Origin of the sequence: Brevundimonas sp., assembly GCF_016463485.1 — a bacterium.
Lineage (GTDB): Bacteria > Pseudomonadota > Alphaproteobacteria > Caulobacterales > Caulobacteraceae > Brevundimonas.
The window spans coordinates 1-26572 of record NZ_JAEMRD010000033.1 but is presented as its reverse complement, the minus strand read 5'-3'; the positions used below and the strand labels follow the sequence as shown (position 1 = coordinate 26572).

Here is a 26572-nt window from a genome sequence, read left to right as displayed (position 1 = left end):
GGCCTGGGGGTGGGCGCGGTGGGCGGCCGAGACGACGATCAGCTGTTCGATCCAGCGCGGGAACAGCTCGGCGAAGCTGAGGCCGATCATGCCGCCGTAGGAACAGCCGACAAAGGCGGCGACCCGCTCGATGCCCAGCCGATCCAGCAGCAGGGCCAGCAGACGCGCCTGGTCGTGGGTTGTGATGGTCAGGGCCTCTTCGCTCGTCCTGCCGGTCGGCGCATAGTCGAAGGCCAGGACCTGACATCGACGCAGGTCGATCGGCCCGCCCATGGACACGGCATCGGACCACCAGCCCAGGCCGTTGGTCTCTGTCCTGTGAACGAAACGACCCGAGGAAATGCCGCCCGCAACCACGACGACAGGCGCGCCTTCACGGCCATGCAGGCGGCCGGTCAAGGAGGTCTGGCCGAGCTTCTCGCCGGACTGGAGGCGGAAATCGGCGGGGATCTCGATGGTCACATCAGCGGCGTTGCCCTGGCGCGAACGGCGGGCGAACACGGGCATGGACGGCACCGGCAGGACGGCACCGTCGCGGCCGACGGGCCTGCGCAGGTTTTCGATCGTCGTCTGAGTGTCGAAAGGCATCGTCGTTCCGCATCGTCCCGCCCAGCAAGGCTCCGGATGCGATGACAGATCGTGGAGTGTCGCCTCTTCGACGCTCCACCCATCTCTCGCGAGCCCGGTTTCCCGGACCCTCGCAGGAGTTGGCACCGTTCGGGTGGAACCCGATGGTTGCCCCGACGTCAAAGGGCCTATCCCTCGGTCGGTCTTGATGAGTGCGACCACAGATGATGAAAAAGCCGCATTCCGTCAAGGAGAAAAAGATCGCGACACGCCCAAACGGGTGGGTGGACTTGCGGCCCTATACTCGCCGAATTGCCAGTTTGCGCAAAAAACTTCCAATCCGGGCTTGACGGGGTCGTCCGATCTCGACACCCTGAGGCTCAGGATTTTCGCAAGGATACGCCCCGTTGTCGCGACTTGGCCGCTTCGCCATCTCGATTAGCACCGCCGCCGGAACGGGCGTGCGGACGGGCATGACTGCGCTCACCACCACCGGCGGTATGACCATCACCGGCCCCTCGCGGGCGGGAACAGGTTAGCGCGCGTCGGACCCCGACCAGCCCAACCCGAACCCGCCCGGACCCCCGGAGCGGGTTTTTTCTTGCCCGATTTCACATTTCGCACCCTTTCCCAGAATTCCAGAGAATCCGATGTCCAGCGCCTCTTCCGTCCTCGCCCCCGCCCTCAAATCGGTGTTCGCCCTTGTGGACAAACCGAAGTCCGACGCCGCCGAAGTTGTGGTGCTGAAGTTCGGATCCTCGATCCTGCGGACCCAGGCGGATGCGCCAGCTGTAGCATCCGAGGTCTATGGCCACGTCCGGGCGGGCCGGAAGGTCGTGGCGGTGGTCTCGGCCTTCGGCGGCCATACCGATCGGCTTCTGGCCGACGCGCGCGAACTGGGGCTGGATCACGAGAACGACCTGCTGCCCGGCTATGTGGCCCTGGGCGAGGAGAAGGCGGCGGCCCTGACGGCCATCGCCTGCGACCGGATCGGGCTGGATGCGGTGTCGCTGTCGGTCAAGGAACTGGGCATCGTGGCCGAGGGCGAGTTGGAGCATGCCCATCCCTGCGGTCTGCGCGGCGAGGCCCTGCACAAGGCGCTGGCCGAGCATCAGGTCGTCGTCGTGCCGGGCTTCGGTGCCCTGCGGCCCGACGGGCGGGTGGCGCTGCTGGGGCGGGGCGGATCGGACCTGACGGCGGTATTCCTGGCGGCCGAACTGGGTCTGGATCGGGTGCGATTGGTCAAGGATGTCGATGGCCTCTACGACCGTGACCCGGCGAGCGCCTCGGGCAAGCCGCTGCGCTATCGCCGGGCGTCGTGGGACGATGCGCGTCGTCACGGCGGGGCTCTGGTCCAGCATGACGCGATCGATCTGGGACAGGAACGCGGCGTGGAGATTGAGGTCGCTGCGCTGGGCCGGGCCGATTCGACGGTGGTGGGCGAGCATTCGGCCCCTCCAGGACGGTCGATCCCCGATGCCCCGGTGCGGGTCGCCATCGCCGGCTGTGGCGTGGTCGGGGGCGGCCTCCTGGCACGGCTGCTGCCCGACACGCGGTATCAGGTCGTCGGCGTGCTGGTGCGGGATCCGAAGAAGCTGCGGGACGTGGCGGCACCGGCCGATCTGTTCACGGCGGATGCGCAAGGGCTGCTGGACCTCAAGCCCGACCTGCTGGTCGAGGCCCTGTCCGAGGGCGAGGCGGGGCATGCCCTGATCCGCGCTGCTCTGGAACGCGGCATCGACGTGGCCAGCGCCAACAAACAGGCGATCAGCCGCGACCCGGCGGGGTTGCAGGCTTTGGCCGAGAAACACGGCGCGCGCCTGGCCTATTCGGCGGCGGTCGGCGGCGGGGTACCGATGATCGAGACGCTGAGGGCGGCGCGGGCGGCCGGGCCGGTGGCGGGCTTCGAGGCGGTGCTGAACGGCACGGTCAACTTCATGCTGGATCGCATCGGGGCCGGCGCCGACTTCGCCGACGCCCTGGCCGACGCCCGGGTGGCGGGGTTCGCCGAGGAGGATCCGTCCTCGGACCTGGAAGGACGCGATGCGGCGGCCAAGGTGCGGCTGCTGGCGTTCGAGGCGTTCGGCGAGACGCCGGCGGACGGGGCGATCACCTGCGACGTGCTGTCGGCCGCGTTCAAGCCGCGCGCCGAGGGCGGGCCGGTGCGCCAGATCGGTGCCTGTCGGCTGGCGGACGGCAAGCTGGAGGCCTCGGTCAAGCTGCTGAACGACCTGCCCGACCCGATGTTCGAGGACCTGCGCGGCGAACGAAACGCGCTGCGGGTCCATGGCGAGGACGGTCGGGTCTGGCTGTGCAAGGGACGCGGTGCCGGGCGCTGGCCGACGACGGAGAGCGTGCTGGCCGACGTCGCCGACATCATCCGCGCCAAACACGCCGAACTGGGATACCACTAGGCCATGGCGGTCTTCACTCCGGTCTCGGACGATCAGGCGCGGGCGTTCGTGGCGGCCTATCCGCAGGTTGGCGAATTCCGGTCGCTGCACGCCATCGCGGAAGGGGTGGAGAACACCAATTTCCGACTCGAAACGGCGGCCGGGCGGTTTGTGCTGACTCTGTTCGAGGGGCGGACGGATGCGGCATCGCTGCCGTTCTGTCTGGGGTTCACCGACCATCTGGGGCAGGCGGGATTCCCGGCGGCGCGACCGCTGAGGGATCGTGACGGCGAATGGATCGGAGTGCTGAACAGTCGTCCGGCGGCGATCGTCGAATGGCTGCCCGGTACCTGGTTGCGGACGCCGTCGTCAGAGGATCAGGCGGCGGCGGGGGCGATGCTGGCCCGGCTGCATCTGGTGGGGGCGAGTTTCGAGGGTCGGCGGGTCAACCCGGTGGGCCGGGTCGCCTGGCGCGCCCTTGCGGATCGGTGCGCGCAGGGACTTATGGGCAGGTCGAAAGGCGAAGACCTGTCGATCCTGATCGGGGTCGAGGCGGCGCTGGCGCGGATCGGCGATCCGTTTACGGACGATCTGCCCGTCGGCGCGATCCACGCCGACTATTTCCCGGACAATGTGCTGTTCGAGGACGGCGCGGTGTCCGGGGTGATCGACTTCTATTTCGGCTGCACGGGGCCGCTCGTCTATGACCTGGCCATCGCGCTCAGCGCCTGGGCGTTTGACGGCGAGGGGCGGCCGCTCGCGGGTGCGGCCGAGGCGTTCCGGCGCGGCTATGAGAGCGTGCGGCCCTTGACGCGGGCGGAGGCGGCGGCCCTGCCGGGGCTGGGCGAGGCGGCGGCGGTGCGGTTCACCCTGACCCGGCTGCACGACCGCATCTTCCACGACCCGACCAAGCTGGTCACCCCCAAGGATCCGCAGGCCTTCTTCCGCCGTGTCGATTGGTGGCGGGTGGCGGAGGCGGCCTGACCTGCATCAGGTTTGGCGAGTTTGGTGCCGTCTCATCTAAGGCTAGATTTGTCTGATGGCGTTCGGCAAGCAGAGTCGGGAAAATCTGAGGCGGTCATTCGCCCTGCAGTTCGAGCCGGATGGCATCGGCTATCTGTATCGGCGTGACCGCAGGGGGCCGGCGCTGCGCCTCAGCGCCGAAGAGCGCGAGGACTTCGTGTCCGGCTATGCGCGCGCCGTGCGCGTCCTGTCATGGAGCATCGTCGTCGGCATCCTCGCCGTGTTCGGCGTTCTGGCGGCGATGGGGATCGAGGACGGGCCAGTCTGGCATCGCATCGGCGTGACCGCCGTCGTGGTCGTGGGGTTCATGGCGGCCCACACCTGGATCTGGTACGCGCCGGCGCGCGTCTTGAGCTATCGCGTTCCGTCCGCCCCCGCTGCGCCGCCCGAAGACCGCAGGGCGCTGTTCTTCGCGCGGCTGGAGTATCCGAAACTGGCGCTGGGACTGGTCGCGGCGCCCTTCATGGTCTGGAGCGCCTCACGAGTGACCGACATCCTGCACGGATGGGGCAGGCTGTGGATCCTGGCCGCCGTCGCCCTGATATTGCTGGTCCTGATCCAGGCCTTCCGGAAATGGCGGTACGAACGGACCCGTCGTTAGCCGCGGAAACCTCGCACGGCGGCCAGCGCGGCCTCGGGTGTGCCTTCGATGATGGTCAGGCGTTCAGGGCGGTCGCCGAGGTCGCGGATGACGCGGGGCGGGTCGGGGTCGAAGCCGAGGACGGGGGCGACGTCCTTGCCGAACTTGGCGGCATGGGCGGTGGACAGGGCGATGATGGGGCCGGCGCCGCGAGGCTGGCTGCGGGCCGCGTGCAGGGCCACGGCCGTGTGCGGGCAGACGACCCGTCCGTAGGCGGAGTATGCGTGGGCGATCTCCGTCCGGGTGGTCTCCTCGTCGACCGAGATCGCCGAGACCTCGGCGCGCAGGGCGGCCAGCAGGGCGGGCGAAAGGGTGACCGAACCCTCGCGGGCAAAGGTCTCGAACACGGCGCGGGTCGCCTCGGCGTCGCGGCCGGACGCCTCATAGACAAGACGCTCGAAGTTCGACGGGGCCTGGACGTCCATGGAGACCGACGCGGTCTCGACGGCGGCCTTGCGCGCATAGACACCGTCGTTGATGGCGCGGGCGAGGGCGTCGTTCTGGTTCACGGCGGCGACGAAGCCGGCGATCGGCAGACCCATCTTGCGCGCGGCGATGCCGGCGAAGGCGTCGCCGAAATTGCCGGTGGGGACGACGAAGACCGGCGGACGGGTCTCGCCCCTGGCAGCAAGCTGGGCGACGGCGGAGACATAGTAGGGGATCTGGCCCGCCAGACGCGCCCAGTTGATCGAGTTGACCGAGCTGAACCGTCCGCGTTCGCGCAGGGATTCCTCGGACAACAGGCCCTTCACCAGCCGCTGGCAGTCGTCGAAATCGCCGTGGACGGCCAGGTTCAGGACGTTGTCGGCATCGACCGTCGTCATCTGGCGGCGCTGGACGGGCGAGACCCGGTCCAGCGGATGCAGCACGATCAGGTCGATGCGCGCCTTGTTGGCAAAGGCGTTAACGGCGGCGGCGCCCGTGTCGCCGCTGGTCGCCGTGACCAGGGTCAGCCGCTCGCCCGAGGCCGCCAGGGCCTCATCGGCCAGGGACGCGGCCAGCTGCATGGCCAGGTCCTTGAAGGCGGCGGTCGGGCCGTGGAACAGCTCCAGCAGCCACAGGTCATCCTCGAGCTGGACCAGGGGGGTGACGTCGGGATGGTCGAACCCGGCGACCAGTTTGGCCAGCGCCCGGTCGAGCGCTCCGTCGGGCAGGGCGTCGCCGACATAGGGGGCCATGGCCGTCGAGGCGATCGTCGCATAGGTCTGGCCCGGTGCCCAGGCGGACGGGTTCAGCGTCGGCCAGGCCGTCGGCATATAGAGGCCGCCGTCCGGCGCCATGCCGCGCAGCAGGGCCTCGGCGAAGTCGGTGGGGGTCGTGTCTCCGCGCGTGGAGACATAGGTGTCGGGGCTCTGCGTCATGGGTGCGTTCCGTACCCAGTGGAAGCGGCGCCGTCACGCGAGAAAAGCCTGCTGCCGCTCGCAGCCACGCTGGCCCGCGACGCTTTCGCCTGTAGCGCGCTGACCCGTTAGCGACCATCTGTAAGGGATGGATCGCAGGACGCTTCTGGTCAGGCTCGGGTTGATGGGCGCGGCCGTGGGCGGCGGATGGTGGCTGAAGGATCATGTGATCTGGCGCAGGCCGGATGTCGTGTTCGGCCCGGCGGACGACTGGCTGGCGTTCGATGCGCCCCGCACCTTGCTGCCGACGGTGAAGGCCACCGTTGGGGGACGGACGGTGCGGGCGCTGATCGATTCAGGTGCCCAGTTCTCGGTCATCGATAGGGCCCTGTTCGCCGATCTGGGTCTGGCGCGGACCTTCGACATGCCGCTGCTGGCCTACGGCGTCGGGGGCGGGGCGCAGGTCGGCAAGGGGGTGACGCTGGATGTCGGGCTGGGGGCCACGCGGGTCGAGAACCTGCGGGCGGCGATCCTTGATCTGGGTCCGCTGGCACGTGCGGAGGGGCTGTCGACGCCGCTCATCCTGGGTCAGGATATGCTGTCGCAGGGCCTGCTGGACATCGATCTGGAAAGGCGGCGGATGCGGTTCGTGGCGCGGGAGACGCCGCTGCCTGCCGATGTCATCGCCATCGAGGTGCGCAAGGTCGGCAAGGCCCTGGGGACCACGATCACGGTCGAGGGGGCGACGGTCGAGGCGATCGTCGACACGGGTGCCTCGGGCCTGCTGGCGCTCAGCCGCGAGTCGGCACACGGCGCGGGCCTGCTGGATGGTCGGGATCAGGCGCGCGGGTCCAGCCTCGTGCTGGGCGGGGCCGTGGCCTCGACCCTGGTGGAGGCGCGCACCGTGACCTTCGGCGACCGGCTTTACGAGCGGGTTCAGACGGCGATCTATTCCGACGTGGCGGCCCCCGGCTATCCGGCAGCGCTGATCGGGATGGAGGCGTTTGGCGGCCAGCGGCTGGTCATGGACATGGGCGGGGGGCGGCTGCTGGCCTCGCGGGCCCTGGACCTGACCGTGGAGCGTCCGGTCAGGCGGCGTCGAGCGGCTCAGCCCGTGCGTTGATCCAGTCGGGCAGGTCCGCGATCGTGTCGAGCGCGCCGTAACGCGGGTGGTCCTCCGGCGCGTCAGCCAGTTCGTGGGCCCAGGTGACGTGATAGGGGATGTGGACCGCAAAGGCCCCCGCCTCCAGCGCCGGCAGGACGTCGGACTTCATCGAATTGCCGGCCATCACCGCCTCGGCCGCGCCGGTGCCGTGGCGGGCGAAGAGGCGGTCATAGGTGCCGCGATCCTTTTCCGAGACGATCTCGACGGCGGCGAACAGGTCGCCGAGGCCCGATGCGGCCAGCTTGCGCTCCTGATCCAGCAGGTCGCCCTTGGTGATCAGGACCAGGCGATAGCGTTCCGACAACCGCGCCAGGGCCTCGTCCACCCCGGGCAGGGTCTCGACCGGATGGGCCAGCATCTCGCGCCCGGCGGCCATGATCTCGCGGATGACATGGGACGGCGCCTCGCCGTCGCACAGTTCCATGGCCGTCTCGATCATCGACAGGGTGAAGCCCTTAACCCCGTACCCATAGAGCCGCAGGTTCCGCCGCTCGACCTCGGCGAGCCTGGCCTCCATGACCTCGGCATCCGCACGGTCGCCGAGCAGGTCGATGAACCGGGCGTGGGTCAGGCGAAAGATCGTCTCGTTGTGCCACAGGGTGTCGTCGGCATCGAGACCGACGGTGGTGATCGGGGCCTTGGTCATGGTCGGTGCTGTGACGCGGGGGCCGCCTCGGCGCAAGACCTAGCGGGCGAGGGCCTGGCGCAGGAAGGCGAGGACGCGGGGCCAGCCGTCGGCCCGGGCGGCGACCAAACCCTCGATCGTGCCGCCGACAACCAGCGCGCCCGAATGACCCGGTGCATCGGCGCGGACAGGGGTGCCGAACACGGCATGGCCGGCACCCGGATAGACGATGTTGGTCACCGGGTGAGCGAAGCCGCGCTCGCGCAGGCGGACCTCGATCCGGTTCGCCATGGCGCTGGACGGCCAGAGGGTGTCGGCGTCGCCCGAGATCATCAGGATCGGTCCGGCGATGGCCTCGACCGGGATTTCGGCCTCGGCGGGGGCGGCGGGCAGGCTGTCGGCGTAGAGGTTGAAGATCGAGGTGAAGCCCTTGCTGAAATCATAGGGGACGTAGGGCAGGGGCTGGCCCTGCGCGGTCCAGGACGAACCGACCGGGCCACCGGTCTGGTCGATGCCGGCCCAGACGACGCTGGACGGCACGCCGACGACGACGGCCTTGATCGCCGGATTTCGGCTGGCGGTCAGCAGAGCCAGTTCCGCACCCTTGGACACGCCCATGACGGCGACGGGACCATGGATTTCGGGGCGGGCGGTCAGCCAGGCCAGGGCGGCGTCGACCGGCTCTATCGCGATTTCGTTGAGCTTAGGCGACTGGCCGACCTCGCCGAAATAGGAGACCGCGATGGCGGCGAATCCTTCGGCGGCCAGCTTGCGGGCCAGGCCTCGCGAGCCGGTCAGCCCACCCTCCGATCCGCCCAGCACGATGACGGCACCGGGCGAGGCCTTGGCCGGATCTGCCGCGAAATACTCGGCGACCAGGTCCGAGCGGCGGATGACCTCAGTGGCCGGCGTCGCGGTTGGGGTAACGGCCGGCGGCGTTGTGGGCGTCTGGGCCAGGGCGGGCGCGGTGGCGAGGGCCAGGACGGCGGCGACAAGCCAAGGGGCGGGACGACGGAACAGCATCGGGTTCTCCACTTATGAAGAACTTTAAAACACAAAGTCAAAAGCTGTGCAAGGCCGCGTCATCGTGGCGCTTGTGGTGCAGGCCGAGGCGGAGCCATTTCCGCCCCGGTTGGAGAACGCAGACCATGACAGACGGAACAGCGGTGATCATCGGGGCATCGGGCGGGATCGGCCGGGCGGTCGCAGATGCGGCCGAGGCGTCCGGGCGGTTCGCTGTCGTCCACCGCCTGTCGCGATCCGGCACCGGGTTCGACCTGAAAGACGAGGCCTCGATCGCGGTGGCGGCGGCTGAGGTGGCCCAGGGGCCTGCGCCGACGCTGGTGTTCGTCGCGACGGGGGTACTGCATCACGGCGAGGCGCCGGAGCGGTCGTATCGGGCGATGACGGCCGAACATCTGTTGCGCGACTATCGGGTCAACACGGTCGGGCCGGCGCTGGTGGCCAAACATTTCCTGCCGCTGTTACCGCGGGACCAGCGGGCGGTCTTCGCGGCCCTGTCGGCGCGGGTGGGGTCGATCGGGGACAATCGGCTGGGTGGCTGGCACAGCTACCGCGCGTCCAAGGCGGCGCTGAACATGATCCTGAAGAACCTCTCGATCGAGATCGCGCGGTCGCATCCCCAGGCGGTGGTGGCGGGCCTGCATCCGGGCACGGTGGCGACCGACCTCAGCGCCCCGTTCCAGAAGGGGGTGGCGGAAGGAAAGCTGTTCGATGCGGCCTATTCGGCCGAGCGACTGCTGGCGGTGCTGGACGGATTGACCACCGCTGACAGCGGCGGCGTCTTTGCCTGGGACGGGGCGCGAGTCCCGGCCTGACACGGGAGTGTCTCTTCCGGACTCGTGCCGTCGAAAACCTGTGTTAGCTTGAGGGCATGGCCGCGCTTCGCGCGCGCTTTGGGGGAGAAGCGACCGTGAACGATTTTCTGGCTGCCTATAAGCGATACGCCCAGTTCGAGGGCCGTTCGGACCGCAAGGAGTTTTGGTACTTCGTGCTGTTCTATGTGATCGTCAGCGCGATCCTGTCAGTGATCGACAGCATGCTGTTCGGCCACACGACGACGGTTACCGACTCCGGCTTCAGCATGACGTCGAACTTCACGCCCCTTAGCGGTATCTTCGGTCTCGCCTCCCTGATCCCGGGGATCGCAGTCAGCGTCCGGCGGCTGCACGACATCAATAAATCCGGCTGGTTCTACCTCTTCTGGTTCATCCCGCTGATCGGCTGGATCTTCCTGCTGATCTGGTACTGCAAGAAGGGCGATCCCGTCGCCAACACCCATGGCGAGCCGCCGGTCGGCAGCCAGCTTCCAGCCTGAAGACGCATCCAGAGCCAGGCCGTTGACCCGGCCGGCCACGGTCTGTAGTCACGCCGCCGTTTGCGCGCCGGGATTCGGTGCTAAGGGACGCGCCATGACCACTCAACTTCTTACCGGCTGCACCGGCGTGCTGGCCCTGGCCGACGGCACCATCCTGCAAGGCATCGGCGTCGGCGCGACCGGCACGGCGCTGGGCGAGGTCGTCTTCAACACGGCCATGACCGGCTATCAGGAGATCCTGACGGACCCGTCGTACATGAGCCAGATCCTGGCCTTCACCTTTCCGCACGTCGGCAATGTCGGGACCAACTACGACGACATCGAGCAGATGGGCGGTGGGTCGGACACCTCGGCGCGGGGCGCGATCTTTCGTGACGTGCCGACCGATGCGGCCAACTGGCGCGCGGATTCGACCTTCGACGCCTGGATGAAGCGGCGCGGCGTGGTCGGTCTGGCCGGGGTCGACACCCGGGCCCTGACCAAGATCATCCGCGACAAGGGCGCGCCCCATGCGGTGATCGCTCACGATCCGGACGGCCGGTTCGATCTGGAGGCGCTGGTCGCCGAAGCCAAGGCCTGGACCGGGCTGGTCGGCCTGGACCTGGCAAAGCCCGCCTCGACGCTGCAGTCGTTCGAGTGGGACGAAGGCCTGTGGGAATGGCCAGAGGGGCATCCGAAGACTGTGGGCCGCAAGTCGGTCGTGGTCATCGACTACGGCGTGAAGCGCAATATCCTGCGGGCCCTGGCGTCGACCGGCGCCAAGATCACCGTGGTGCCGGCGACGACGACGGCCGAAGAGATTCTGGCGCGCAGCCCCGACGGGGTGGTGCTGTCCAACGGCCCCGGCGATCCGGCGGCGACAGGCGAATATGCGGTGCCGGAGATCCGCAAACTGGTCGACAGCGGAAAGCCGATCTTCGGCATCTGCCTGGGCCACCAGATGCTGGCGCTGGCGCTGGGTGCCCAGACGATCAAGATGGATCAGGGGCATCACGGGGCCAACCACCCGGTCAAGGACCTGACCACCGGCAAGGTCGAGATCGTGTCGATGAACCACGGGTTCGCCGTCGATCGCGACAGCCTGCCCGACGCCGTGGTCGAGACCCACGTCAGCCTGTTCGACGGCACCAACTGCGGCATCCAGTTGAAGGACCGCCCGGTGTTCAGCGTCCAGCACCACCCCGAAGCCTCGCCGGGCCCGACGGACAGCCTGTACCTCTTCGACCGCTTCGCCGGGATGATGGGCTGAGGACGTCCATGGGCGCTGACGCTCGCGACGCGGGCGCTCGCTGCTTGAGCGTGTTGCCGGGGTGAAGCACGCCGATTAACGGCTGTGACGGATCGGCGGAACAGGCGCGAAACGAATCGGGACCGAATCACCGACACGGTCCGATTCAGGCTTTGTTCCCTACAAGATATTGTATCTTAAGGTCGATTAACCACAAGTGGGTCGGCGGGTGGTTGGATGAGGGTGCGAAAAATGGCCGTGAGGTCGCCGCGCCGTCTTTCGCCTCGCCGCCGGACCCGCTAGTCACTCGCGGGCGTGGTCCCGTAGCTCAGCCGGATAGAGCAAGGCTTTCCTAAAGCAGAGGTCGGGGGTTCGAGTCCCTCCGGGATCGCCACCCCATACGGATGTTCCTGGCGGTGGCGCTGGAAAAACAGACCGCCAAACCGCCACACCGCCAAGTGTACTCAATCAAATCAGTGACTTGCGTGGCCGGGCCAGTACGCACCGCCAGGTTCGAGATGCAGCCTCCACTCCGCAGCCTGAAATTGTCAGAGACCCGGCGACACAGGTGGCGACCCCGGAACCCGGCCGCAAGAAGCGGTAAGGAAAATATTCCTCTCAGAATGGGGGCGTTGCAGACGAGGCCGGCGCGGATCGCTCTCCGGCCTCGGACAAATGACGATAATTTGTGCGACTGCGAACAAGCAATGTTGCGCTGCAACATTATATGATGCTCTCGAACTTCTGGAGAGTTTTCCATCATGACCGGTCTCGGACAGACCCTCGCCACCCTGGCGCGCCGCAGTCTCGACTCTGCCCAGTCGGGGGTTCGTGGAACGGCGCGGATGGTGGCCTGTGAAATCGCGCCCAATCCCGGTGCCCTGAAGATGCTGATCCACGTCCCGGCCGGTCTGGTGCCCGGCGCGCCGCTGGTCGTGGTGCTGCACGGCTGCACCCAGGGCGGTGAAGCCTATGCCGAAGGGGCGGGGTGGCTGACCCTGGCGGATCGCTTCGGGTTCGTGGTGCTGTGCCCCGAGCAGACGGCGGCCAACAACCCGAACCGCTGCTTCAACTGGTTCCAGACCGGTGACACCACGCGCGACGCCGGCGAGGCCGCATCGATCGCCGCCATGACGCGAAAGGCCGTCGCCGACAATGCCATCGATCCCGAGCGTGTCTTCGTCACCGGCCTGTCGGCGGGGGGCGCGATGACTGCGGCCATGCTGGCGACCTATCCGGAACTCTTCGCCGCCGGGGCCGTCGTGGCGGGCCTGCCGCATGGAGCCGCCGCCAACATGTCGGAAGCGTTCGGCGCGATGGCGAAACCCAAGGCGCGCGAGAGTGCAGCATGGGGCGAGAAGGTCAGGACCGCCTCCGACTATGCCGGTAGGTGGCCCCGGATCTCCATCTGGCACGGGACGGCCGACACGACGGTCCGCCCGGCGTCGGCGGACGCCCTGGTCCAGCAGTGGACGAACGTCCATGGCCTGACCGGCGCGCCACACAAGGCCCGAACGCCGCAGGGGCGGGTCTTCGAGGTCTGGATGTCGCCGTCCGGCGAGCCCCTGGTCGAGAACCACCGCATCCCCGGTCTGGCACACGGAACGCCCCTGAAGACCCAGGGCCCCGACGGCGTCGGCACAGCCGGCCCCTTCCTGCTCGACGTCGGGATATCGTCCAGTCTGGAGATCGCCCTGGGGTGGGGGATTGCGCAGGTTGAGGTGGGATCGAGGCCTGCGACGCTCACGGATTCAGACGGATCGTCCGCGCATGGGTCCGCCGCAGGAAATCATCGCCGATCGTCGCAACCCGCCCCCGACGGCACCGCTCCGCAACGGCCAAACGCAGTCACATCCGTGATCGAGAATGCTCTGAGAGCGGCCGGACTGATGAGGTAGGCTCCGAGCGATCCCGCCGCGAGCAGTTGGCAATCCAAGGTCGGAATGCGCTCAAGCAGCGAGCGACCGCGTCGCGAGCGTTAGCGCTCCCAACAGAGTATGGAGGCGGTCCGGCTTCGTGACTGGAAACCTGCCGGACCGCCTGACCAAGGTCGCCCCCTCAGCCGTGTTCAGATTGCACGGATATCGGGAGTTGGCATCCCTAGAATCGCATCCGGCCACGCGGACGGATCACGGAAACGAACAGGCGTTGCGCGCCCCACACAGTCGCCACCAGGGCGAGTCCGACAACGGATTGGAGCAGTTCGATCGGCATTTTGTCCCCCCGGATTCAGCCAAGCCGACACTGGACGCCCGGTAAGGAAACCCGCCAACCGCATTCACCTAGGGAGGGATCGCCGAGCGGCAAATACACCGATTGGGTGGCCGCGGCGTCGGGTTGCGCCTCGCAGTCGGGTCATGCTCATGTCACTGAAACCCGGCGCGCGATCGCGACCCTGTGAGCAAGGACCGTCGCGATGACGCAGAGGATGAAAAAGCGAATCGACCCGGTCCTCGTCGCAGGGGTGATGGCCCTGCTGGTCGCGGTGCCGGTCCAGGCCCAGGTCCGGTCGACGCCCTTTACCCTGACCACCGGGACGGAGCGGACGCCGGAGCAGGTCGTCACGGTGATCGACGAGGCCGATCTGGCGATCCGGGTGATGCCGCAGACGCGGACGATCGCGGGCGACGCGACCCTGACCCTGTCCTTTACCGCGCCCGTCAGCCAGGTGGTGCTGGAACTCGACACCGTCTTCACCATCGCGGCGATCACGGTTGACGGGGTCCCGGTCGAGGCCGACGACGGCTGGGAGAACGCCGACGGCCGTCTGACCATTCCCCTGTACGAGACCAAGTCGGCGGGCGACCGCACCTCGGTGCGGATCGAATATTCGGGGTCACCGCATCAGGCGACCAATGCGCCCTGGGACGGGGGCTTCGTCTGGTCGCGGACGCCGGACGGCCAGCCGTGGATCGCCACGGCGGTGCAGGGCGAGGGGTGCGACCTGTTCTGGCCCTGTATCGACCACCCGCAGGGCGAACCGGAAAGGGTCAATCTGCATATCACCGTGCCGAAGGGCCTGTCCGCGCCGTCGAACGGCCGGTTCCTGGGCGCGACCGAGAACGGTGACGGCACGACGACCTGGAACTGGACGACGACACGGCCCAACACCTATGCGATCGCCCTGAACATCGGCCCCTATGTCGAGCTGACCGCGCCCTACCGGAGCCGGTTCGGCAACACCGTGCCGATGTATTTCTGGCACCTCAGGACCGACAGGGCCGAGCGGGCCGCGGCCCTGTTCGCCGAGTTTCCGAAGATGCTCGACTTCTATGAGGCGACGGTCGGGCCGTATCCGTTCGGCGACGAGAAGATGGGGGTGGTCGAGACACCGCACCTGGGCATGGAACACCAGACCATCAACGCCTACGGCAACAAATACGAACTGGACGGCAAGGGTTACGACTGGCTGCTGCAGCACGAACTGGCCCACGAATGGTTCGGCAACCAGATGACCAATGGGTCCTGGGACGACATGTGGCTGCACGAGGGATTGGGCACCTATATGCAGCCGCTCTATGCGCGCTGGCTGAACGGCGACCGCTATATGGAGGCGGAGCTGGCCACCATGCGGCTGACGCTGCGCAACCGGTTTCCGCTGGTGTCGGGCCGGGTTCAGGATTCGGCCACCGTCTATGAGGACGCGACGGGGCCGGGGCTGGATCTCTATTACAAGGGGGCGCTGGTGGCCCACACCCTGAGGGCGCTGATCGGGGAAGAGGCGTTCAACCGGTCGCTGACGCGGCTGGTCTATGGCCGGCCGGACCCACGACCGGGGAATTTCGAGCCCCGCTATGCCACCACGCCCGACTTCATCCGCATCGTGGAACAGGAGGGGCGGCGCGATCTGGACTGGTTCTTCGCCACCTATGTCTATCAGGCGGCCCTGCCGAAGCTGGAGATGACGCGCGACGGCGGCCGGGTGACCCTCCGCTGGACCGGGACGGCCGGTGAGTTCCCGATGCCGGTCGATGTCGAGGTGGACGGGGTGTCACAGACGGTGGCCATGCGCGGCGGGGTGGGAGCGTTTAACGCGCGGCCGGGTGCGCACATCCTGATCGACCCGCAGAACCGGGTGCTGCGCCAGCTGGATTTCGTCGACGCCTATCAGGCGCGGCAGGCCGAGAGCGGGGCGACGCCTGCCCCGTAGATGGTGTCAGGTTTGGTCTGTGGCAGACCAGGCAGCGAGCAGACATTCTGGGGCTTGGAGGGATGCCATGACCAGAACACGCACGACCGCACTCGCCCTTGCCGCCCTCGCCGTCGCGGGCATGCCCGGCCCCGCCTTCGCCCAGGTCAGCGGAGTCGGAGATGGCACCGGCTCCTCGCGGCTGGAGGCCTGTCGCCGGGCCATCGCAGCGTCCTCGTCTCACGCCGGCGTGGCCGCGACCAATGCGCAGAGATCGGTTGATGCGCGCATCTTCATCACTGCCGAGGTCTCGGCCTGCGAATGCGAACAGAGCACCACTGGCAGCTTGTCCTGGACCTGTATCGCGCCATGGCGGCTGGTCGCCATGCCGGTCGAGCGGCACTGAAGATCAGGCCGGCTCCACCGTCACCGACTGACTGACCATCTCGCAGACGCCCTGGGTGCTCAGGAAGGCGATGTCGGCGGCGTCGCGGCCGCAGGCGATGCGGACCAGACCCTCGATGGGGGCCAGACCGGTCGGATCGACCAGCCACCAGCCGTTCGACAGCCAGACCTCGAAGATGGCGTGAAAATCCGGCGGATCCAGCAGGTGGGCATAGGCGCTGACCGCCCGCGCCGGGATCCCCGACGCCCGGCAAAGGGTGATGCCCAGGTGGGTGAAGTCGCGGCACACCCCGGCCCGGTCGATGAAGGTGCGGGCGGCCGTCGTCTCGGAGTCCGAGACGCCGAACTCATAGTCGATGTTGTCCTTGATCCAGGTCAGGATCGCCAGCACCCTCTCGCCGCCGGTGCTGTCACCGAACTGGCGTTCCACGAACCGGCCGAACTGGTCCGACGGGCAGTAGCGGCTGGGCAGGCGATAGGCCAGGACCTCGGCCGGCAGGTCGTTCCAGTCATGCTGAAGGGCGACGGGCGGCAGACCCTGAAGCACGCCGTTCTCGACCACGGCGGTATAGGTCAGGGCGACCTCGCCCTCGAGATGCGCACGCAGGGTGCGGGCGCCGAACTCCGCGTCCTTGTCCTCGGTGAAGGTGACCTGTGGCGTGGTGATCAGGGTCTCCTCCAGGATGTCCTGACCCGGCCAGTGCGCCACCTGGAACTGATAGATGGCGTCGGTCGGCGGATCGAACCGGTAGACGAGTTCTGAGCGCACGCGCAGTTTCATGGCGATCCGGATGGCGAGGGTTTGAATGCGGGACCGACGCCAACGCGGCGGCGGCGCGCGCGTTCCCGACCGGGGAGGCGTCCTTAACAGTTTTCTCGGCGGACGCCAGATCGGGGTGGGAACCCGACAGTCGCGCCGGTCATTGGATGGGTGACCCCGACCGGAGAGCCGCCATGAATACCGTGTTGATCATCCTGGGCATCCTGGCCCTGCTCGCCATCGTCGCCGTAGCGCTGCGGCCGCCTCACGCGCGGCTGCCGCATTTCACCGACCAGGATGCCGACGGGGCCCCGGATATGAACGAGACCGAACGGCGCGAGGCCTTGCGCAAGGCCGATATTTGACACCGGGGTTCGATGGAGAGATCGTGAGGGCTTCCCCTGGAGGCTGCCCATGTCCGTCATCGCTCTCGCCGCCGCCCTGACCCTTCAGGTGCAGGTCTTCACGCCCGCCGCCCCGCCACAGCAGGCGCGCCCGAGCCAGGCCCAGACGGCGGAGGGGGCCGCACCCGCCGATCCGGATCTGGTGCAGCAGGTGTGTCGCAACGTCCCGGTGACCGGCAGCCGTTTCCCGCGTCGCGTCTGTCGCAGCGCCCGTCAGGATCAGGCCGACCGCGACGAAACGCGGGACATGCTGAGGAACTGGCAGGGCCTGCCCGAACTGCCTGCCAGCTCGGCGTCGCCCAAAGGGTTCGGCGGAGCACCCGGCCCGCTGTAATCTAAGGCTCCAGCTCGATGTCCCAATACAGATAGTCGAGCCAGCTCTGGTGCAGATAGTGCGGCGGGAAGCGACGGCCCGCGTCCTGAAGCTGCCAGGCGTTGGGGCGGTGGGGTTCGCGGCGGATCGGCATCTGGGCCTGCCGCGGTGTGCGGCCACCCTTCTTCAGATTGCACGGCGAACAGGCGGCGACGATGTTCTCCCAGGTCGTGCGACCGCCCTGTGAGCGCGGCACCACGTGGTCGAAGGTCAGCTGGTCGGCGTTTCCGCAATACTGGCAGGTGAAGCCGTCGCGCAGGAAGACGTTGAAGCGGGTGAAGGCCGGGCTGCGGTCCTGGTCGATATAGGATTTCAGCGCGATCACGCTGGGCAGCTGCATCTCCATGGAGGGGCTGCGGACCACCTTGTCGTACTGGGCGACGACGTCGACCCGGTCCTGATAGACGGCTTTCACAGCCTCTTCCCACGGCCAAAGCGACAGGGGGTAGTAGGACAGGGGGCGGAAGTCAGCGTTGAGCACCAAGGCGGGAAAACCCGCCGGCGACTGACCGACATGGGGTTGGGCCACTAAGGGACGGGCCACCGAGGCGTTCGGTGCGAGAGACTGGACCTGCATCAGGTCCGCTCCGTGCGGTGTGAGGCGACAGGACTGAAGACGCGTCTCCTTCCAGATCAGGCTTTCAGACTAGGCGCGATTCGTCGGGGCCGCCATGGTGGAAAAAGCAAGGTTTCGCGACATTCGAGCGTGATCCCGAAAAGTGTCAGCGGTTTTCGGAGATGATCACGCTCCAACGGTTACCGCCGCGCCCGATCCGGAAACGCCGGCAGGCTCCAGCCATGGATCAGGGCACCGGCCCTCAGCGCGAACCCGAGCAGGGCCGCAATGACGGCGGCGGGCCAGATCGGCATGTCGGGCAGGCGCAGGGCCACGAAGGCGGTCGCTGCGAGCAGGGCCGCCGAGACGGTGATCTCGCGCCGCAGCAGGATCGACGGTTGGCCGGCCAGCAGGTCGCGCACGATGCCGCCGAAACAGGCCGTCAGGGCCCCCATGACGATGCAGATCAGGGGTGCCATGCCGACGGCTTCCGCCTTGGCCGCACCCATGACGCCATAGGCCGCCAGTCCGACCGCATCGAGCCAAAGCAGCGCCCGGAACCGCCAGTCGCGCCGCCCGATCATCCAGATCGCCACGGCCGCCAGCAAACAGACGGCGATATAGCGCCAGTCCTCGACCCAGAAAACGGGTTGACCGATCAGCAGGTCGCGCAAGGTGCCGCCGCCCACGCCGGTGATGGCCGCGAAGAAGGCGAAGGTGACGAGGTCATGCTTCTCCCGGGCCGCCGCCAGGGCCCCGGTTGCGGCGAAGACGGCGACGCCGGCAAAGTCCAGGGCGACCAGGACCTGTTGCGGATCGGTCAGGGCGCGGGCGGTTTCGGGATCCACGAGCGGTGTCATACGGCGGCACCCATGATGGCTTCCTCGCGGGTGATCTCGCCGCGCTTGACCCCGCCGTACCAGCCCCACAGCAGATGGGCCGCGACGCCGCGATGGGGACGCCAGGCTTCGGCCCGGGCATAGGCCTGTTTCTCGTTCGGGCGATCGGCCGCGCCGTCAGCCCAGCGCATCGCCTCCTGCAAGGCGATGTCACCGCCTGGAAAGACGTCGGTGCGACCTTCGCAGAACATCAGATAGGTCTCGGCCGTCCAGCGGCCGACGCCCTTGATGGACACCAGGGCGGCCGTGGCCTCGGCGTCGGTAAAGCTGTCCATCTGGTCCAGATCGACCCGACCCTCGACCTGGGCCCGGGCGATCTCGTGGGCGTAGCGGGCCTTCTGGATCGACAGGCCGAAGGTGCGCAAGCGTTCGATGTCGTGGGCCAGGGCCGTTTCGGCGGTTACCACCCCGCCCAGACCCGCGACCACCCTGGCCCAGATGGCGGCGGCGGAGGCGACCGAGACCTGCTGGTCGACGATCATGTGGAACAGCCCCTCATAGCCGCCGGGTCGCAGCCGCCACTCGAAGATCGGCGTCTGTTCGTGGGCGATGGCGAGCGCGGGGTCGGCCTCGGCCAGGGCCTGACGCGCGGCGGCGATCTCTGCGGCGGTCGGGATATGGGCCATGAGACTTGATAGAGCCCGAGGGCGGGATCGCAAACGGGGACGGATCGCCCGATCGCGGAAAGCGGACATTGTCACCGCAGGACGTAATAACTATTATTGGCCTATTTGGAGAGCCGCCATGACCATGACTGTCGAACTGGGTGCCCTTGAGCAGGTTGTGACCGACCTGGTGCGCGACGGAAGATACGGCTCCAAGAGCGAGGTGCTGCGCACCGGCGTGCGTCTGGTTCAGGAACGCGAGGCGGCGCTGGCGTCCCTTCTGGCCAAGCTGGATGAGGGGATCGCAGACATCGATGCGGGCCGCGTGTCGCCGATCGATGAGGTGCGGGATCGTCTGAAAGCACGGTTCGGTGTCGAAGCGGAATGAAGGTCGTCATCTCGCGTCGAGCCGAACTCGACATCGCCGAGATCGCTGGCTGGATCGAGCAAGACAGTCCGCGAGCCGCTGGCTGGATGGTCGATCGACTGATCGGTGCCGCGAACGCTTTGTCGCGTTTCCCGCGCCGCTATCCCGAGATCGGGCATGGCGGCCTGCGAAAGCGGGCCGTGGGGAACTATGTCCTGCTTTACCGCGTCGATGATGTCGTGGCTGTGGCGCGGGTATTCCACGCCGCCCGCGACTGGGTCTCGCTGCTGGACGAGGCATGACCGCATCGGTAGCGTCGCAACCGATGCGTAGTCTCGAAGATCTTCTCCAGCCGATCACGCCCGATCAATTCCGGGGCGAGTATCAGGGCCGCAAGCCCCTGCATATTCCGGCGGGTGAGGGGGCTCCGAAGGCCGCGCTGCTGGACTGGGCGACGTTCAACGGACTGCTTGGCCAGACCGCCTTATGGACGCCGGAGACGCTGAAGCTGGTGCTCAATACCCGGCCGGTCGCGCCCGAATTTTATTGCGAACTGGCCGACACCCAGACCGGCAAGCGGCTGAGACCGTCGCCGGCCAAGGTCAATGTCTTCCTGTCCACCGGCGCGAGCCTGGTCGCCAATGACGTCCAGACCCTGACGCCGGCCCTGGCCGAGACCTCGGCGATGCTGGGTCAGGCGTTCGCCGGCCTGGTCGGAGCCAATGTCTATTGTTCGTTCGGGGGCGTGCGCGCCTTCGCCACCCATTTCGACCTGCACGAGGTGTTCGCAATCCAGGTCGAGGGCGAAAAGACCTGGCGGCTGTACGAGAACCGCGCCGACGATCCCGTCGAGTTCCCGGTCGGTGATGACCAGTTGGTCGGCTGGTTCGAGCGGACGCGGGGCCGGACCATGCAGGACGTGCGGATGCGGCCGGGCGATGTCCTGTACCTGCCGCGCGGCTGGTATCACGATGCCCTGGCCGAGCCGGGGGCATCGCTGCACGTCACGTTTTCGGTGACGCCCCTGTACGGGCGTATCCTGTTCTCGCTGCTGGAGAAGGCCGCCCTTCAGGACCCGGCCTTCCGGGCCTGGTTGCCGTCGGCTTCGCTGGATGACGGCAAGGCGTTGCAGGCGCATCTGGCCAGGCTGGGCCGCAAGCTGGCCGATCTGGCCGCCCATCCGCAGTTCCGCGACGAGATCGCCATGGCCCAGCAGAAACTGGTGCAGCGGCCCGCCGAATACGGCCTGCCCGTCCGCGCCGCGCTGACAGGCTATCGTCGCACGGGCCTGGCCTCGCCGGCCTTCTCCGGGCCCGTCGCGGTAGCCATGGACTGGGCGTTCGGCCAGCCGGATTTCGCCGTCGAAGACCTGTGCGCCCAGTTCGACTTCGTCGATCCCGACGCCATCCGCGCGGCGGTCGAGAGGGCCCTGACGGCGGGCGCATTGGCGCGGGTCTGAGCCCGTCGTGACCCTCGTCACCCGGTTCGCACCGTCTCCGACAGGGCTGTTGCATAGGGGACATGCCTTTTCCGCCCTGACGGCCTGGACGGCGGCGAAGGCTGCGGGCGGGCGATTCCTGCTGCGGATCGAGGACACCGACTTCACCCGCTGTCGCCCCGACTACGAAGCGGCTATCCTTGAGGATCTGAGGTGGCTGGGTCTCGACTGGGAGGAGCCGGTGCTGCGCCAGTCCGAGCACGTCGCTGACTATGACGCGGCGCTGGACCGGTTGCGCGGGATGGGAGTGCTGTACCGCTGTTTCCGGACCCGCAAGGAGATCCTGGCCCTGGCGGGTGGCGCGGCGCACGCCGACGACCCGGCCGATACGGCGGCCTTCTCCGGTGGTGCGCTGTCGGCAGACGAGGAGGCCGAACGGCTGGGGCGCGGCGAGGCCTTTGCCTGGCGGCTGTCGCTGGCAGCGGCGCGTGATCGGCTGGGCGGGTTCGAAACGCTGACCTGGATCGAGGAAGGCGGCGATGCGGGACTGCGTCGGGCCACACCGGATAAGCTCGGCGACATGGTCATGGGGCGAAAGGACATCGGGGCGGGCTATGTCATCGCCTCGGTGATCGACGATGCGCGCCAGGGGATGACCCATGTGATCCGGGGCGAGGACCTGATCGCCACGACCTCGATCCAGCGGGTGTTGCAGGCGCTGCTGGACCTGCCGACACCGGTGTATCGGCATCACCCGCTGCTGCTGGGGCCGGACGGGAAACGGTATGCGAAACGGGACCGGTCGGTGACCCTGGCCGAGTTGCGGACGAGCGGGATGACCGCGGCAACGTTGAAGGCAGAGTTGGGGTTTCTCCCTCCCCTTTATGGGGAGGGATGCTGAGGCGCAGCCGAAGCCGGGTGGGGAATGTTTGACACTGCCCCACCCTGGCGTCGCTGGCGCTCCGCCTTCCCTCCCCATAAAGGGGAGGGAGAATGTCCCAGTCGCGCCTGTTCGCCTTTTCCGTCCTGCTGATCTCCGCCTGTATCCTGGGCCTCGCCCCGATCCTTGTGCGGTTGACGGAGACGGGGCCGGCGGCGGCGGCCTTCTGGCGGTTCGCGTTCGCCCTGCCTCTGCTGTTCGCGATCTGCGGTCTGCCGAAGGGGGAGGGGATCGGGCGGCCGTCGAAATGGATGGTGCTGGCAGGCGTCTTCTTCGCGCTCGACCTGTCGTTCTGGCACTACGGTATCGTCATGACTTCGGTCGCCAACGCCACGGTGCTGTGCAACCTGACGCCGGTGGTGGTGACCCTGTTCGGCTGGATCGTGTTCAAGCAGACCCCGGCCAGGCTGTTCATCCTGGCCCTGGCCCTGGCCATGGGCGGGGCCTTCGCCATGGCGGCGGGGGCGGACGGGCAACAGGGCACCGACCCCGTGCTGGGGGACATCCTCTCGCTGGTCGTGTCCCTCTGGTACGCGGGCTATTTCCTGGCGGTGCAACAGGCACGGACGACGGCCGGGGCGATGCGGGTCACCCTGTGGGCGACGCTGGTCGGGGTCGTGCCGCTGGGGATCGCGGCCCTGCTGCTGGGCGAGGACATGATCCCGGCGACGCTGGCGGGTTGGGCGGCCTGTGTCGGCATGGGGGTGATGCATGTGGCGGGGCAGGGGGGCGTGGCCTGGTCGCTGGGCAAGCTGCCGCCCGCGATCGCGGCGGTCATCATCCTGATCCAGCCGATCGTGGCGGGCCTGTTGAGCTGGTGGATCTTCGGCGAGACCCTGACCCCGGTTCAGGCCCTGGGCGGGGCCCTGGTGCTGGGGGCGATCCTGCTGGCGCAATGGTCGGCGCGAAAGCCGGGACCGGACACGAAAACGGGCGCAGGCTCTGGAGAGCCCACGCCCGTTAATGTCTAGGGTCCGGATGGACCCGTCGGCTTAGAGAACCTTGAGGTTCACGGCCGAGGTCTTGCCGCGCTGGGATTCCAGCTCGTATTCGACCTTGGCGTTCTCATCGAGGCCGGCCAGGCCAGCCTTCTGAACGGCGGTGATGTGAACGAACACATCTGCGCCGCCGCTTTCAGGCTGGATGAAGCCGAAGCCTTTAGTGGGGTTGAACCACTTGACCGTACCGGTCGCCATATCTGCGCTCTCCAATAAAACGCGCTTTCCAGGCAGGTCCTCACGAGGAGTGACCCGACAGTCCATCTGGACGGCTCGTTCAGGCGAAGGAGCAGAACATGGGTTTGGACCCCACGCACGAAATCCGGACTGCACAGCCGTTCTCTCGCACCTGTCCACAGCGGTCAACCGGATTCGATTCGCCTGTCACGCGACAGTGATCGGGCTCCTGGTTAAGGCGTGGCGGCCTTTTCAGCGGTCCGGCGCGTTTCGGGCGACGGGCCGAGCGCGCACAGCGATCGCGGGGCACCGTCCAGATGCAGATGGTTGGCGTGGGCCGCATTGTAGTCGGGCGTCAGGACGGTTGCGAACACGCGGCAACCGCCGTCGCGCAGACGCCTCAGGAAGCCCGACCCGGGGACGCCGGTCGGACCCTGGCCGCCCCAGTCTTCGAGCACCGAGACGCGTCGCCCGTCCTTCAGCGTGACCCCGCCGATATCCAGCGCATTGGCGCGGGCGTGCTCGCTGGGCCGGTCGGCGGCCGATTGCGAGCCATAGATGCGGCGGCAGGAATAGGTCCCCATGTCGTCGACGCGGGCGACCTCGGACCCCAGGGTCGAGCGGGCGGCCGGACGCAGCACCTGACGGTCCCAGATCACATAGCGCACGGCCAGCGGGCACTGCATGACCAGGTCACGCGTGGCGAAGGGGGTGACGTCGCCGCCGGTGATCCGGACCAACCCTTGCGCGATACAGAAGCCACCGTCGGAACGGTCTTCGACCCGTTCGACCTGGACGCCGGCGTCGCGCAGGGTCTGCATACAGGCCTCGGTCGCGCCCTGGACCTGTTCGGCGGGAGCGGCGAAGGGCAGCTGGAAATCGGCGACCTTGGCGCTGGTGGCGGCACCCAGCGGGCGGTTCAGGTCCAGCGGCTTCCACGGCAGATCCTGATGCGGGACGAAGGCGTTGACGAGCGCGAACATGGCGCAGGCCGCCAGCCCCAACTCCCACAACAGGTTCCAGAAGTCGGCGAAGTCTCTCTTCATTGCTCAGCTTAACGCACGAGCCGAGGAAAGGTCTTGCGGGATTTCCGCTATCCCATCCGGATCAGGCTCGACACCAGTTGCTGGCACGCCGGCGCGCCCCGGACCTCGTCGTTGGACAGGGCGATGAAGGCGCGGCCCCCCGCCGGATCGGCGACGACCATGGAGTGCCACATCGTGTTGGTCCCCTCATGGGCGATGACGGTGCCCCGGGCCCACGGCTGGCCCGCGACCGTGATCCAGCCCAGGGCGTAGCTGCGGCCCGTGGGGACCGGGGGGGTGATAAGGTGGGTGACGGTCTCGGGCTTCAGCCAGCCGCCGCCCTCGGTCAGGACGGCACGCACGAAGGTCGCATAGTCGGCCAGGCTCATATGCGCTGTCCCGGCCGGCCCCATGGCCAGGGGATTGTCCGAGAACAGGTTGGTCGGGTCCATCGGCGTCGCCTGTCCGCCCAGTCCCGAATGGCCCCAGGGCTGATCGCCGACGGGCGGGCCCGATCCGCAGCTGTTCAGGCCGAGCGGCTGGAACACCTCGGCGGCCATGGCATCTTCCCAGGACAGGCCCGTGATCCGCTCGATCGCGGCCCCGACCAGGATGTAGTTGGCGTTGGCATAGGCGAAGGTTCCGACCGCGCCGCCGGGTGGTTTTGACAGCGCGCGCTCGGCCAGGACGGCGCGCTGGCTGGTCAGGCTCGCCGTGTCCGCGCGTGCGGTCAGCAGCCAGGTCGACCCCAGCATGTCGACGTCGCGCAGGCCCGCCGTATGGTTCAGGAAGCTCTCGACCGGAGTCGCGGCCCAGGCCGGATCGATCGTCAGTTCGGGGAACATTTCGGCGACCGTCGCCCCCCATTTCGCCTGCCCCTTGTCGACCAGCCGGCCATAGAGGGCCGCAGTCATGGCCTTGGTGTTGGAGCCCAGGTGCCAGCGGTCATCGAGCGTGGCGGCCTCGGTGCCTCCCGACCGGCGAACACCCCGGACGCCGGACCAGACCAGGCCCTCGCGCGTGACCACCCCGCCGATCAGTGCCGGCGGCGCGGCGGCGGCGAAGGCGGCGTCCAGCAGGGCGTCCCGCGTCGGGGCGGCCTGTCGCGCATGGACCGGCAGGGCGGGCGTGGCGGCGACACCGACCAGGCCGGACAGCATCAGGCGGCGGCTCAGTCGGGGAGGTGCGGACGTGTGGATCATGCGCCAGACCTAGACGGCCTTTCTGGCCGGGTCACATTAAAGCGCGGTCAGGATCGCCCGTCTTGCTCCGCTCGCGGGTCGCGCCGATAGTCGCCCCATGAGCAAGAAAACAGACGCCTACGAAACCGCCCTGGAACAGCTCCAGATCGAACTGGTCGACAGTCAGGCCTGGGCCATCGAACAGGGCTTGAAGATCCTGATCGTGTTCGAGGGCCGCGACAGCGCCGGCAAGGACGGGGCCATCAAGCGGATGACCGAATATATGTCGGCCCGCCAGACCCGCGTGGTCGCCCTGCCCAAACCCACTGAGCGCGAGTTGGGCCAGTGGTATTTCCAGCGTTACGTCCCCCACATCCCCGGGGCCGGAGAAGTCGTGATCTTCAACCGGTCCTGGTACAATCGGGGCGGGGTGGAGCCGGTGATGGGGTTCTGCACCCCCGAACAGACGACCCAGTTCCTGAAGGACGCGCCCCGCTTCGAGCGGATGCTGTGCGACGGCGGCGTCATCATCATCAAATTCTGGCTCGATATCTCCAAGGCCGAACAGGCGCAGAGGCTCGAAGACCGCAAGAGCGAGCCGCTCAAGCGATTCAAGAACTCGTCCCTGGATGCGGAGGCGCAGATCCGCTGGGACGCCTATTCCGAGGCCCGCGACCGGATGCTGGACGAGACCCATTCGGGCCATGCACCGTGGATGGTGGTGGCCACCGACGACAAGAAGACCGCGCGTCTGAACATCCTGCGCCACGTCCTGCATCGCCTGGGCGCGCCCGACGTCAAATGTGACAAGCCCGACAAGGACGTCGTGTTCACCGCCGACAAGGACAAGGGCCGGCTGGCGACCTGACGGCGTCATCGCCACTGTGGGCGGACGGAAACGGACAGGTGCAATCCGCGATTTCCGTCGCTAAGAGGCCTGAATGATCGCTCGCCTTCGCCCCGTCCCGTTCGACCTCGGTCCCGTCCATTTCGTCG

At 67.8% G+C, this 26572-nt stretch carries 29 protein-coding genes, 1 tRNA gene and 1 riboswitch; of the genes, 19 read left to right on the top strand and 11 right to left on the bottom strand.

Annotated elements, in window-relative coordinates; all coding sequences use genetic code 11:
- Positions 1 to 588: alpha/beta fold hydrolase (locus JHC99_RS07225; protein ID WP_292152947.1), on the bottom strand; the 588-nt coding region annotated here is incomplete at its 3' end.
- 76 nt (positions 589 to 664) lie between these two features.
- Positions 665 to 782, bottom strand: a riboswitch (SAM riboswitch).
- A 435-nt stretch (positions 783 to 1217) separates the two neighbouring features.
- On the opposite strand from JHC99_RS07225, the gene JHC99_RS07220 reads away from it, so the two are divergent.
- From JHC99_RS07220 to JHC99_RS07210, 3 genes are read left to right on the top strand one after another with little or no spacing between them, the layout of a single operon-like run.
- Positions 1218 to 2981, top strand: coding sequence for a homoserine dehydrogenase (locus tag JHC99_RS07220; protein WP_292152946.1), 1764 nt, complete (start codon positions 1218 to 1220; stop codon positions 2979 to 2981).
- Positions 2982 to 2984: 3 nt separating this feature from the next.
- Positions 2985 to 3944 carry a homoserine kinase gene (gene thrB, locus JHC99_RS07215; protein WP_292152944.1) on the top strand — a complete coding sequence of 320 codons (960 nt, stop codon included), beginning with the start codon at positions 2985 to 2987 and terminating at the stop codon, positions 3942 to 3944.
- Between the two features lie 55 nt (positions 3945 to 3999).
- The gene (locus JHC99_RS07210; RefSeq protein WP_292152943.1) at positions 4000 to 4584 is read left to right on the top strand and encodes a hypothetical protein; all 585 of its coding nucleotides are present in this window, start codon (positions 4000 to 4002) and stop codon (positions 4582 to 4584) included.
- On the opposite strand, the gene thrC is transcribed toward JHC99_RS07210, so the two are convergent.
- A complete protein-coding gene (thrC, locus tag JHC99_RS07205) occupies positions 4581 to 5984 on the bottom strand; it encodes a threonine synthase (RefSeq protein WP_292152942.1) in 1404 nt (467 codons plus the stop codon). The two genes, JHC99_RS07210 and thrC, sit on opposite strands and share 4 nt — an antisense overlap.
- 127 nt (positions 5985 to 6111) lie before the next feature.
- Here thrC and JHC99_RS07200 point away from each other — a divergent pair, with 127 nt between their 5' ends.
- Positions 6112 to 7086 (top strand): aspartyl protease family protein, encoded by a 975-nt coding sequence (locus JHC99_RS07200; protein ID WP_292152940.1) that lies wholly within the window; start codon positions 6112 to 6114, stop codon positions 7084 to 7086.
- Here JHC99_RS07200 and JHC99_RS07195 read toward each other — a convergent pair.
- Together JHC99_RS07195 and JHC99_RS07190 are read right to left on the bottom strand one after the other, a co-directional pair.
- Positions 7052 to 7774 (bottom strand): HAD family hydrolase, encoded by a 723-nt coding sequence (locus JHC99_RS07195; protein ID WP_292152939.1) that lies wholly within the window; start codon positions 7772 to 7774, stop codon positions 7052 to 7054. The genes JHC99_RS07200 and JHC99_RS07195 overlap by 35 nt on opposite strands.
- A 39-nt stretch (positions 7775 to 7813) precedes the next feature.
- Positions 7814 to 8776, bottom strand: a complete 963-nt coding sequence (locus JHC99_RS07190) for an acyl-CoA thioester hydrolase/BAAT C-terminal domain-containing protein (protein ID WP_292152937.1) — start codon at positions 8774 to 8776, stop codon at positions 7814 to 7816.
- Positions 8777 to 8901: 125 nt separating this feature from the next.
- Here JHC99_RS07190 and JHC99_RS07185 point away from each other — a divergent pair, with 125 nt between their 5' ends.
- The 7 genes from JHC99_RS07185 to JHC99_RS07155 all read left to right on the top strand — a co-directional run bounded on the left by JHC99_RS07185 (position 8902) and on the right by JHC99_RS07155 (position 15854).
- Positions 8902 to 9591, top strand: coding sequence for an SDR family NAD(P)-dependent oxidoreductase (locus tag JHC99_RS07185; protein WP_292152936.1), 690 nt, complete (start codon positions 8902 to 8904; stop codon positions 9589 to 9591).
- Positions 9592 to 9647: 56 nt separating this feature from the next.
- Positions 9648 to 10091 (top strand): DUF805 domain-containing protein, encoded by a 444-nt coding sequence (locus JHC99_RS07180; RefSeq protein WP_292152935.1) that lies wholly within the window; start codon positions 9648 to 9650, stop codon positions 10089 to 10091.
- 94 nt (positions 10092 to 10185) lie between these two features.
- A complete protein-coding gene (gene carA, locus JHC99_RS07175; protein ID WP_292152933.1) occupies positions 10186 to 11340 on the top strand; it encodes a glutamine-hydrolyzing carbamoyl-phosphate synthase small subunit in 1155 nt (384 codons plus the stop codon).
- A gap of 296 nt (positions 11341 to 11636) precedes the next feature.
- Positions 11637 to 11713 (top strand) — tRNA-Arg (locus tag JHC99_RS07170).
- Between the two features lie 367 nt (positions 11714 to 12080).
- Positions 12081 to 13217, top strand: coding sequence for a PHB depolymerase family esterase (locus JHC99_RS07165; RefSeq protein WP_292152931.1), 1137 nt, complete (start codon positions 12081 to 12083; stop codon positions 13215 to 13217).
- A 530-nt stretch (positions 13218 to 13747) separates the two neighbouring features.
- On the top strand, positions 13748 to 15469 hold the full coding sequence (locus JHC99_RS07160; protein ID WP_292152928.1) for a M1 family metallopeptidase: 1722 nt from the start codon (positions 13748 to 13750) through the stop codon (positions 15467 to 15469).
- A 67-nt stretch (positions 15470 to 15536) separates the two neighbouring features.
- Positions 15537 to 15854: a hypothetical protein gene (locus JHC99_RS07155; protein WP_292152925.1), complete on the top strand. Its 318-nt coding sequence runs from the start codon at positions 15537 to 15539 to the stop codon at positions 15852 to 15854.
- A 3-nt stretch (positions 15855 to 15857) separates the two neighbouring features.
- Here JHC99_RS07155 and JHC99_RS07150 read toward each other — a convergent pair whose 3' ends face one another.
- Positions 15858 to 16622: a transglutaminase family protein gene (locus tag JHC99_RS07150; protein ID WP_292152923.1), complete on the bottom strand. Its 765-nt coding sequence runs from the start codon at positions 16620 to 16622 to the stop codon at positions 15858 to 15860.
- 185 nt (positions 16623 to 16807) lie between these two features.
- Between JHC99_RS07150 and JHC99_RS07145 the strand changes: the two genes are divergently transcribed.
- Together JHC99_RS07145 and JHC99_RS07140 are read left to right on the top strand one after the other, a co-directional pair.
- Entirely contained in the window at positions 16808 to 16978 is a 171-nt protein-coding gene (locus tag JHC99_RS07145; protein ID WP_292152920.1) for a hypothetical protein, read from the top strand.
- Between the two features lie 49 nt (positions 16979 to 17027).
- The gene (locus tag JHC99_RS07140) at positions 17028 to 17351 is read left to right on the top strand and encodes a hypothetical protein (protein WP_292152918.1); all 324 of its coding nucleotides are present in this window, start codon (positions 17028 to 17030) and stop codon (positions 17349 to 17351) included.
- A 1-nt stretch (position 17352) separates the two neighbouring features.
- Here the strand turns inward: JHC99_RS07140 and JHC99_RS07135 are convergent, their stop codons facing one another.
- The 3 genes from JHC99_RS07135 to JHC99_RS07125 all read right to left on the bottom strand — a co-directional run bounded on the left by JHC99_RS07135 (position 17353) and on the right by JHC99_RS07125 (position 19471).
- Positions 17353 to 17967 carry an HNH endonuclease gene (locus tag JHC99_RS07135; RefSeq protein ID WP_292152916.1) on the bottom strand — a complete coding sequence of 205 codons (615 nt, stop codon included), beginning with the start codon at positions 17965 to 17967 and terminating at the stop codon, positions 17353 to 17355.
- 179 nt (positions 17968 to 18146) lie between these two features.
- Positions 18147 to 18806 (bottom strand): trimeric intracellular cation channel family protein, encoded by a 660-nt coding sequence (locus JHC99_RS07130; RefSeq protein ID WP_292152914.1) that lies wholly within the window; start codon positions 18804 to 18806, stop codon positions 18147 to 18149.
- Positions 18803 to 19471, bottom strand: coding sequence for a DNA-3-methyladenine glycosylase 2 family protein (locus JHC99_RS07125; protein WP_292152911.1), 669 nt, complete (start codon positions 19469 to 19471; stop codon positions 18803 to 18805). Before JHC99_RS07125 ends, JHC99_RS07130 begins: the two co-directional genes overlap by 4 nt.
- 118 nt (positions 19472 to 19589) lie before the next feature.
- On the opposite strand from JHC99_RS07125, the gene JHC99_RS07120 reads away from it, so the two are divergent.
- The 5 genes from JHC99_RS07120 (at position 19590) to JHC99_RS07100 (ending at position 23166) form a co-directional block, all read left to right on the top strand.
- Complete coding sequence (locus JHC99_RS07120; protein ID WP_292152908.1) at positions 19590 to 19838, top strand: type II toxin-antitoxin system ParD family antitoxin; 249 nt, start codon at positions 19590 to 19592, stop codon at positions 19836 to 19838.
- Complete coding sequence (locus tag JHC99_RS07115; RefSeq protein ID WP_292152905.1) at positions 19835 to 20119, top strand: type II toxin-antitoxin system RelE/ParE family toxin; 285 nt, start codon at positions 19835 to 19837, stop codon at positions 20117 to 20119. Before JHC99_RS07120 ends, JHC99_RS07115 begins: the two co-directional genes overlap by 4 nt.
- Positions 20120 to 20142: 23 nt before the next feature.
- Entirely contained in the window at positions 20143 to 21276 is a 1134-nt protein-coding gene (locus JHC99_RS07110) for a cupin domain-containing protein (RefSeq protein WP_292152903.1), read from the top strand.
- A 7-nt stretch (positions 21277 to 21283) separates the two neighbouring features.
- Complete coding sequence (gene gluQRS, locus JHC99_RS07105; RefSeq protein WP_292152899.1) at positions 21284 to 22156, top strand: tRNA glutamyl-Q(34) synthetase GluQRS; 873 nt, start codon at positions 21284 to 21286, stop codon at positions 22154 to 22156.
- Between the two features lie 92 nt (positions 22157 to 22248).
- Positions 22249 to 23166, top strand: coding sequence for a DMT family transporter (locus tag JHC99_RS07100; protein ID WP_292152898.1), 918 nt, complete (start codon positions 22249 to 22251; stop codon positions 23164 to 23166).
- Between the two features lie 21 nt (positions 23167 to 23187).
- Here the strand turns inward: JHC99_RS07100 and JHC99_RS07095 are convergent, their stop codons facing one another.
- From JHC99_RS07095 to JHC99_RS07085, 3 genes are all read right to left on the bottom strand, one after another.
- Positions 23188 to 23391 carry a cold-shock protein gene (locus JHC99_RS07095; RefSeq protein WP_056099723.1) on the bottom strand — a complete coding sequence of 68 codons (204 nt, stop codon included), beginning with the start codon at positions 23389 to 23391 and terminating at the stop codon, positions 23188 to 23190.
- A gap of 212 nt (positions 23392 to 23603) precedes the next feature.
- Positions 23604 to 24416 carry an extensin family protein gene (locus JHC99_RS07090; protein WP_292152893.1) on the bottom strand — a complete coding sequence of 271 codons (813 nt, stop codon included), beginning with the start codon at positions 24414 to 24416 and terminating at the stop codon, positions 23604 to 23606.
- A gap of 47 nt (positions 24417 to 24463) precedes the next feature.
- Complete coding sequence (locus JHC99_RS07085) at positions 24464 to 25597, bottom strand: serine hydrolase (protein WP_292152891.1); 1134 nt, start codon at positions 25595 to 25597, stop codon at positions 24464 to 24466.
- Positions 25598 to 25694: 97 nt separating this feature from the next.
- Between JHC99_RS07085 and ppk2 the strand changes: the two genes are divergently transcribed.
- On the top strand, positions 25695 to 26444 hold the full coding sequence (ppk2, locus tag JHC99_RS07080; protein ID WP_292152889.1) for a polyphosphate kinase 2: 750 nt from the start codon (positions 25695 to 25697) through the stop codon (positions 26442 to 26444).
- Positions 26445 to 26572: the final 128 nt, after the last annotated feature.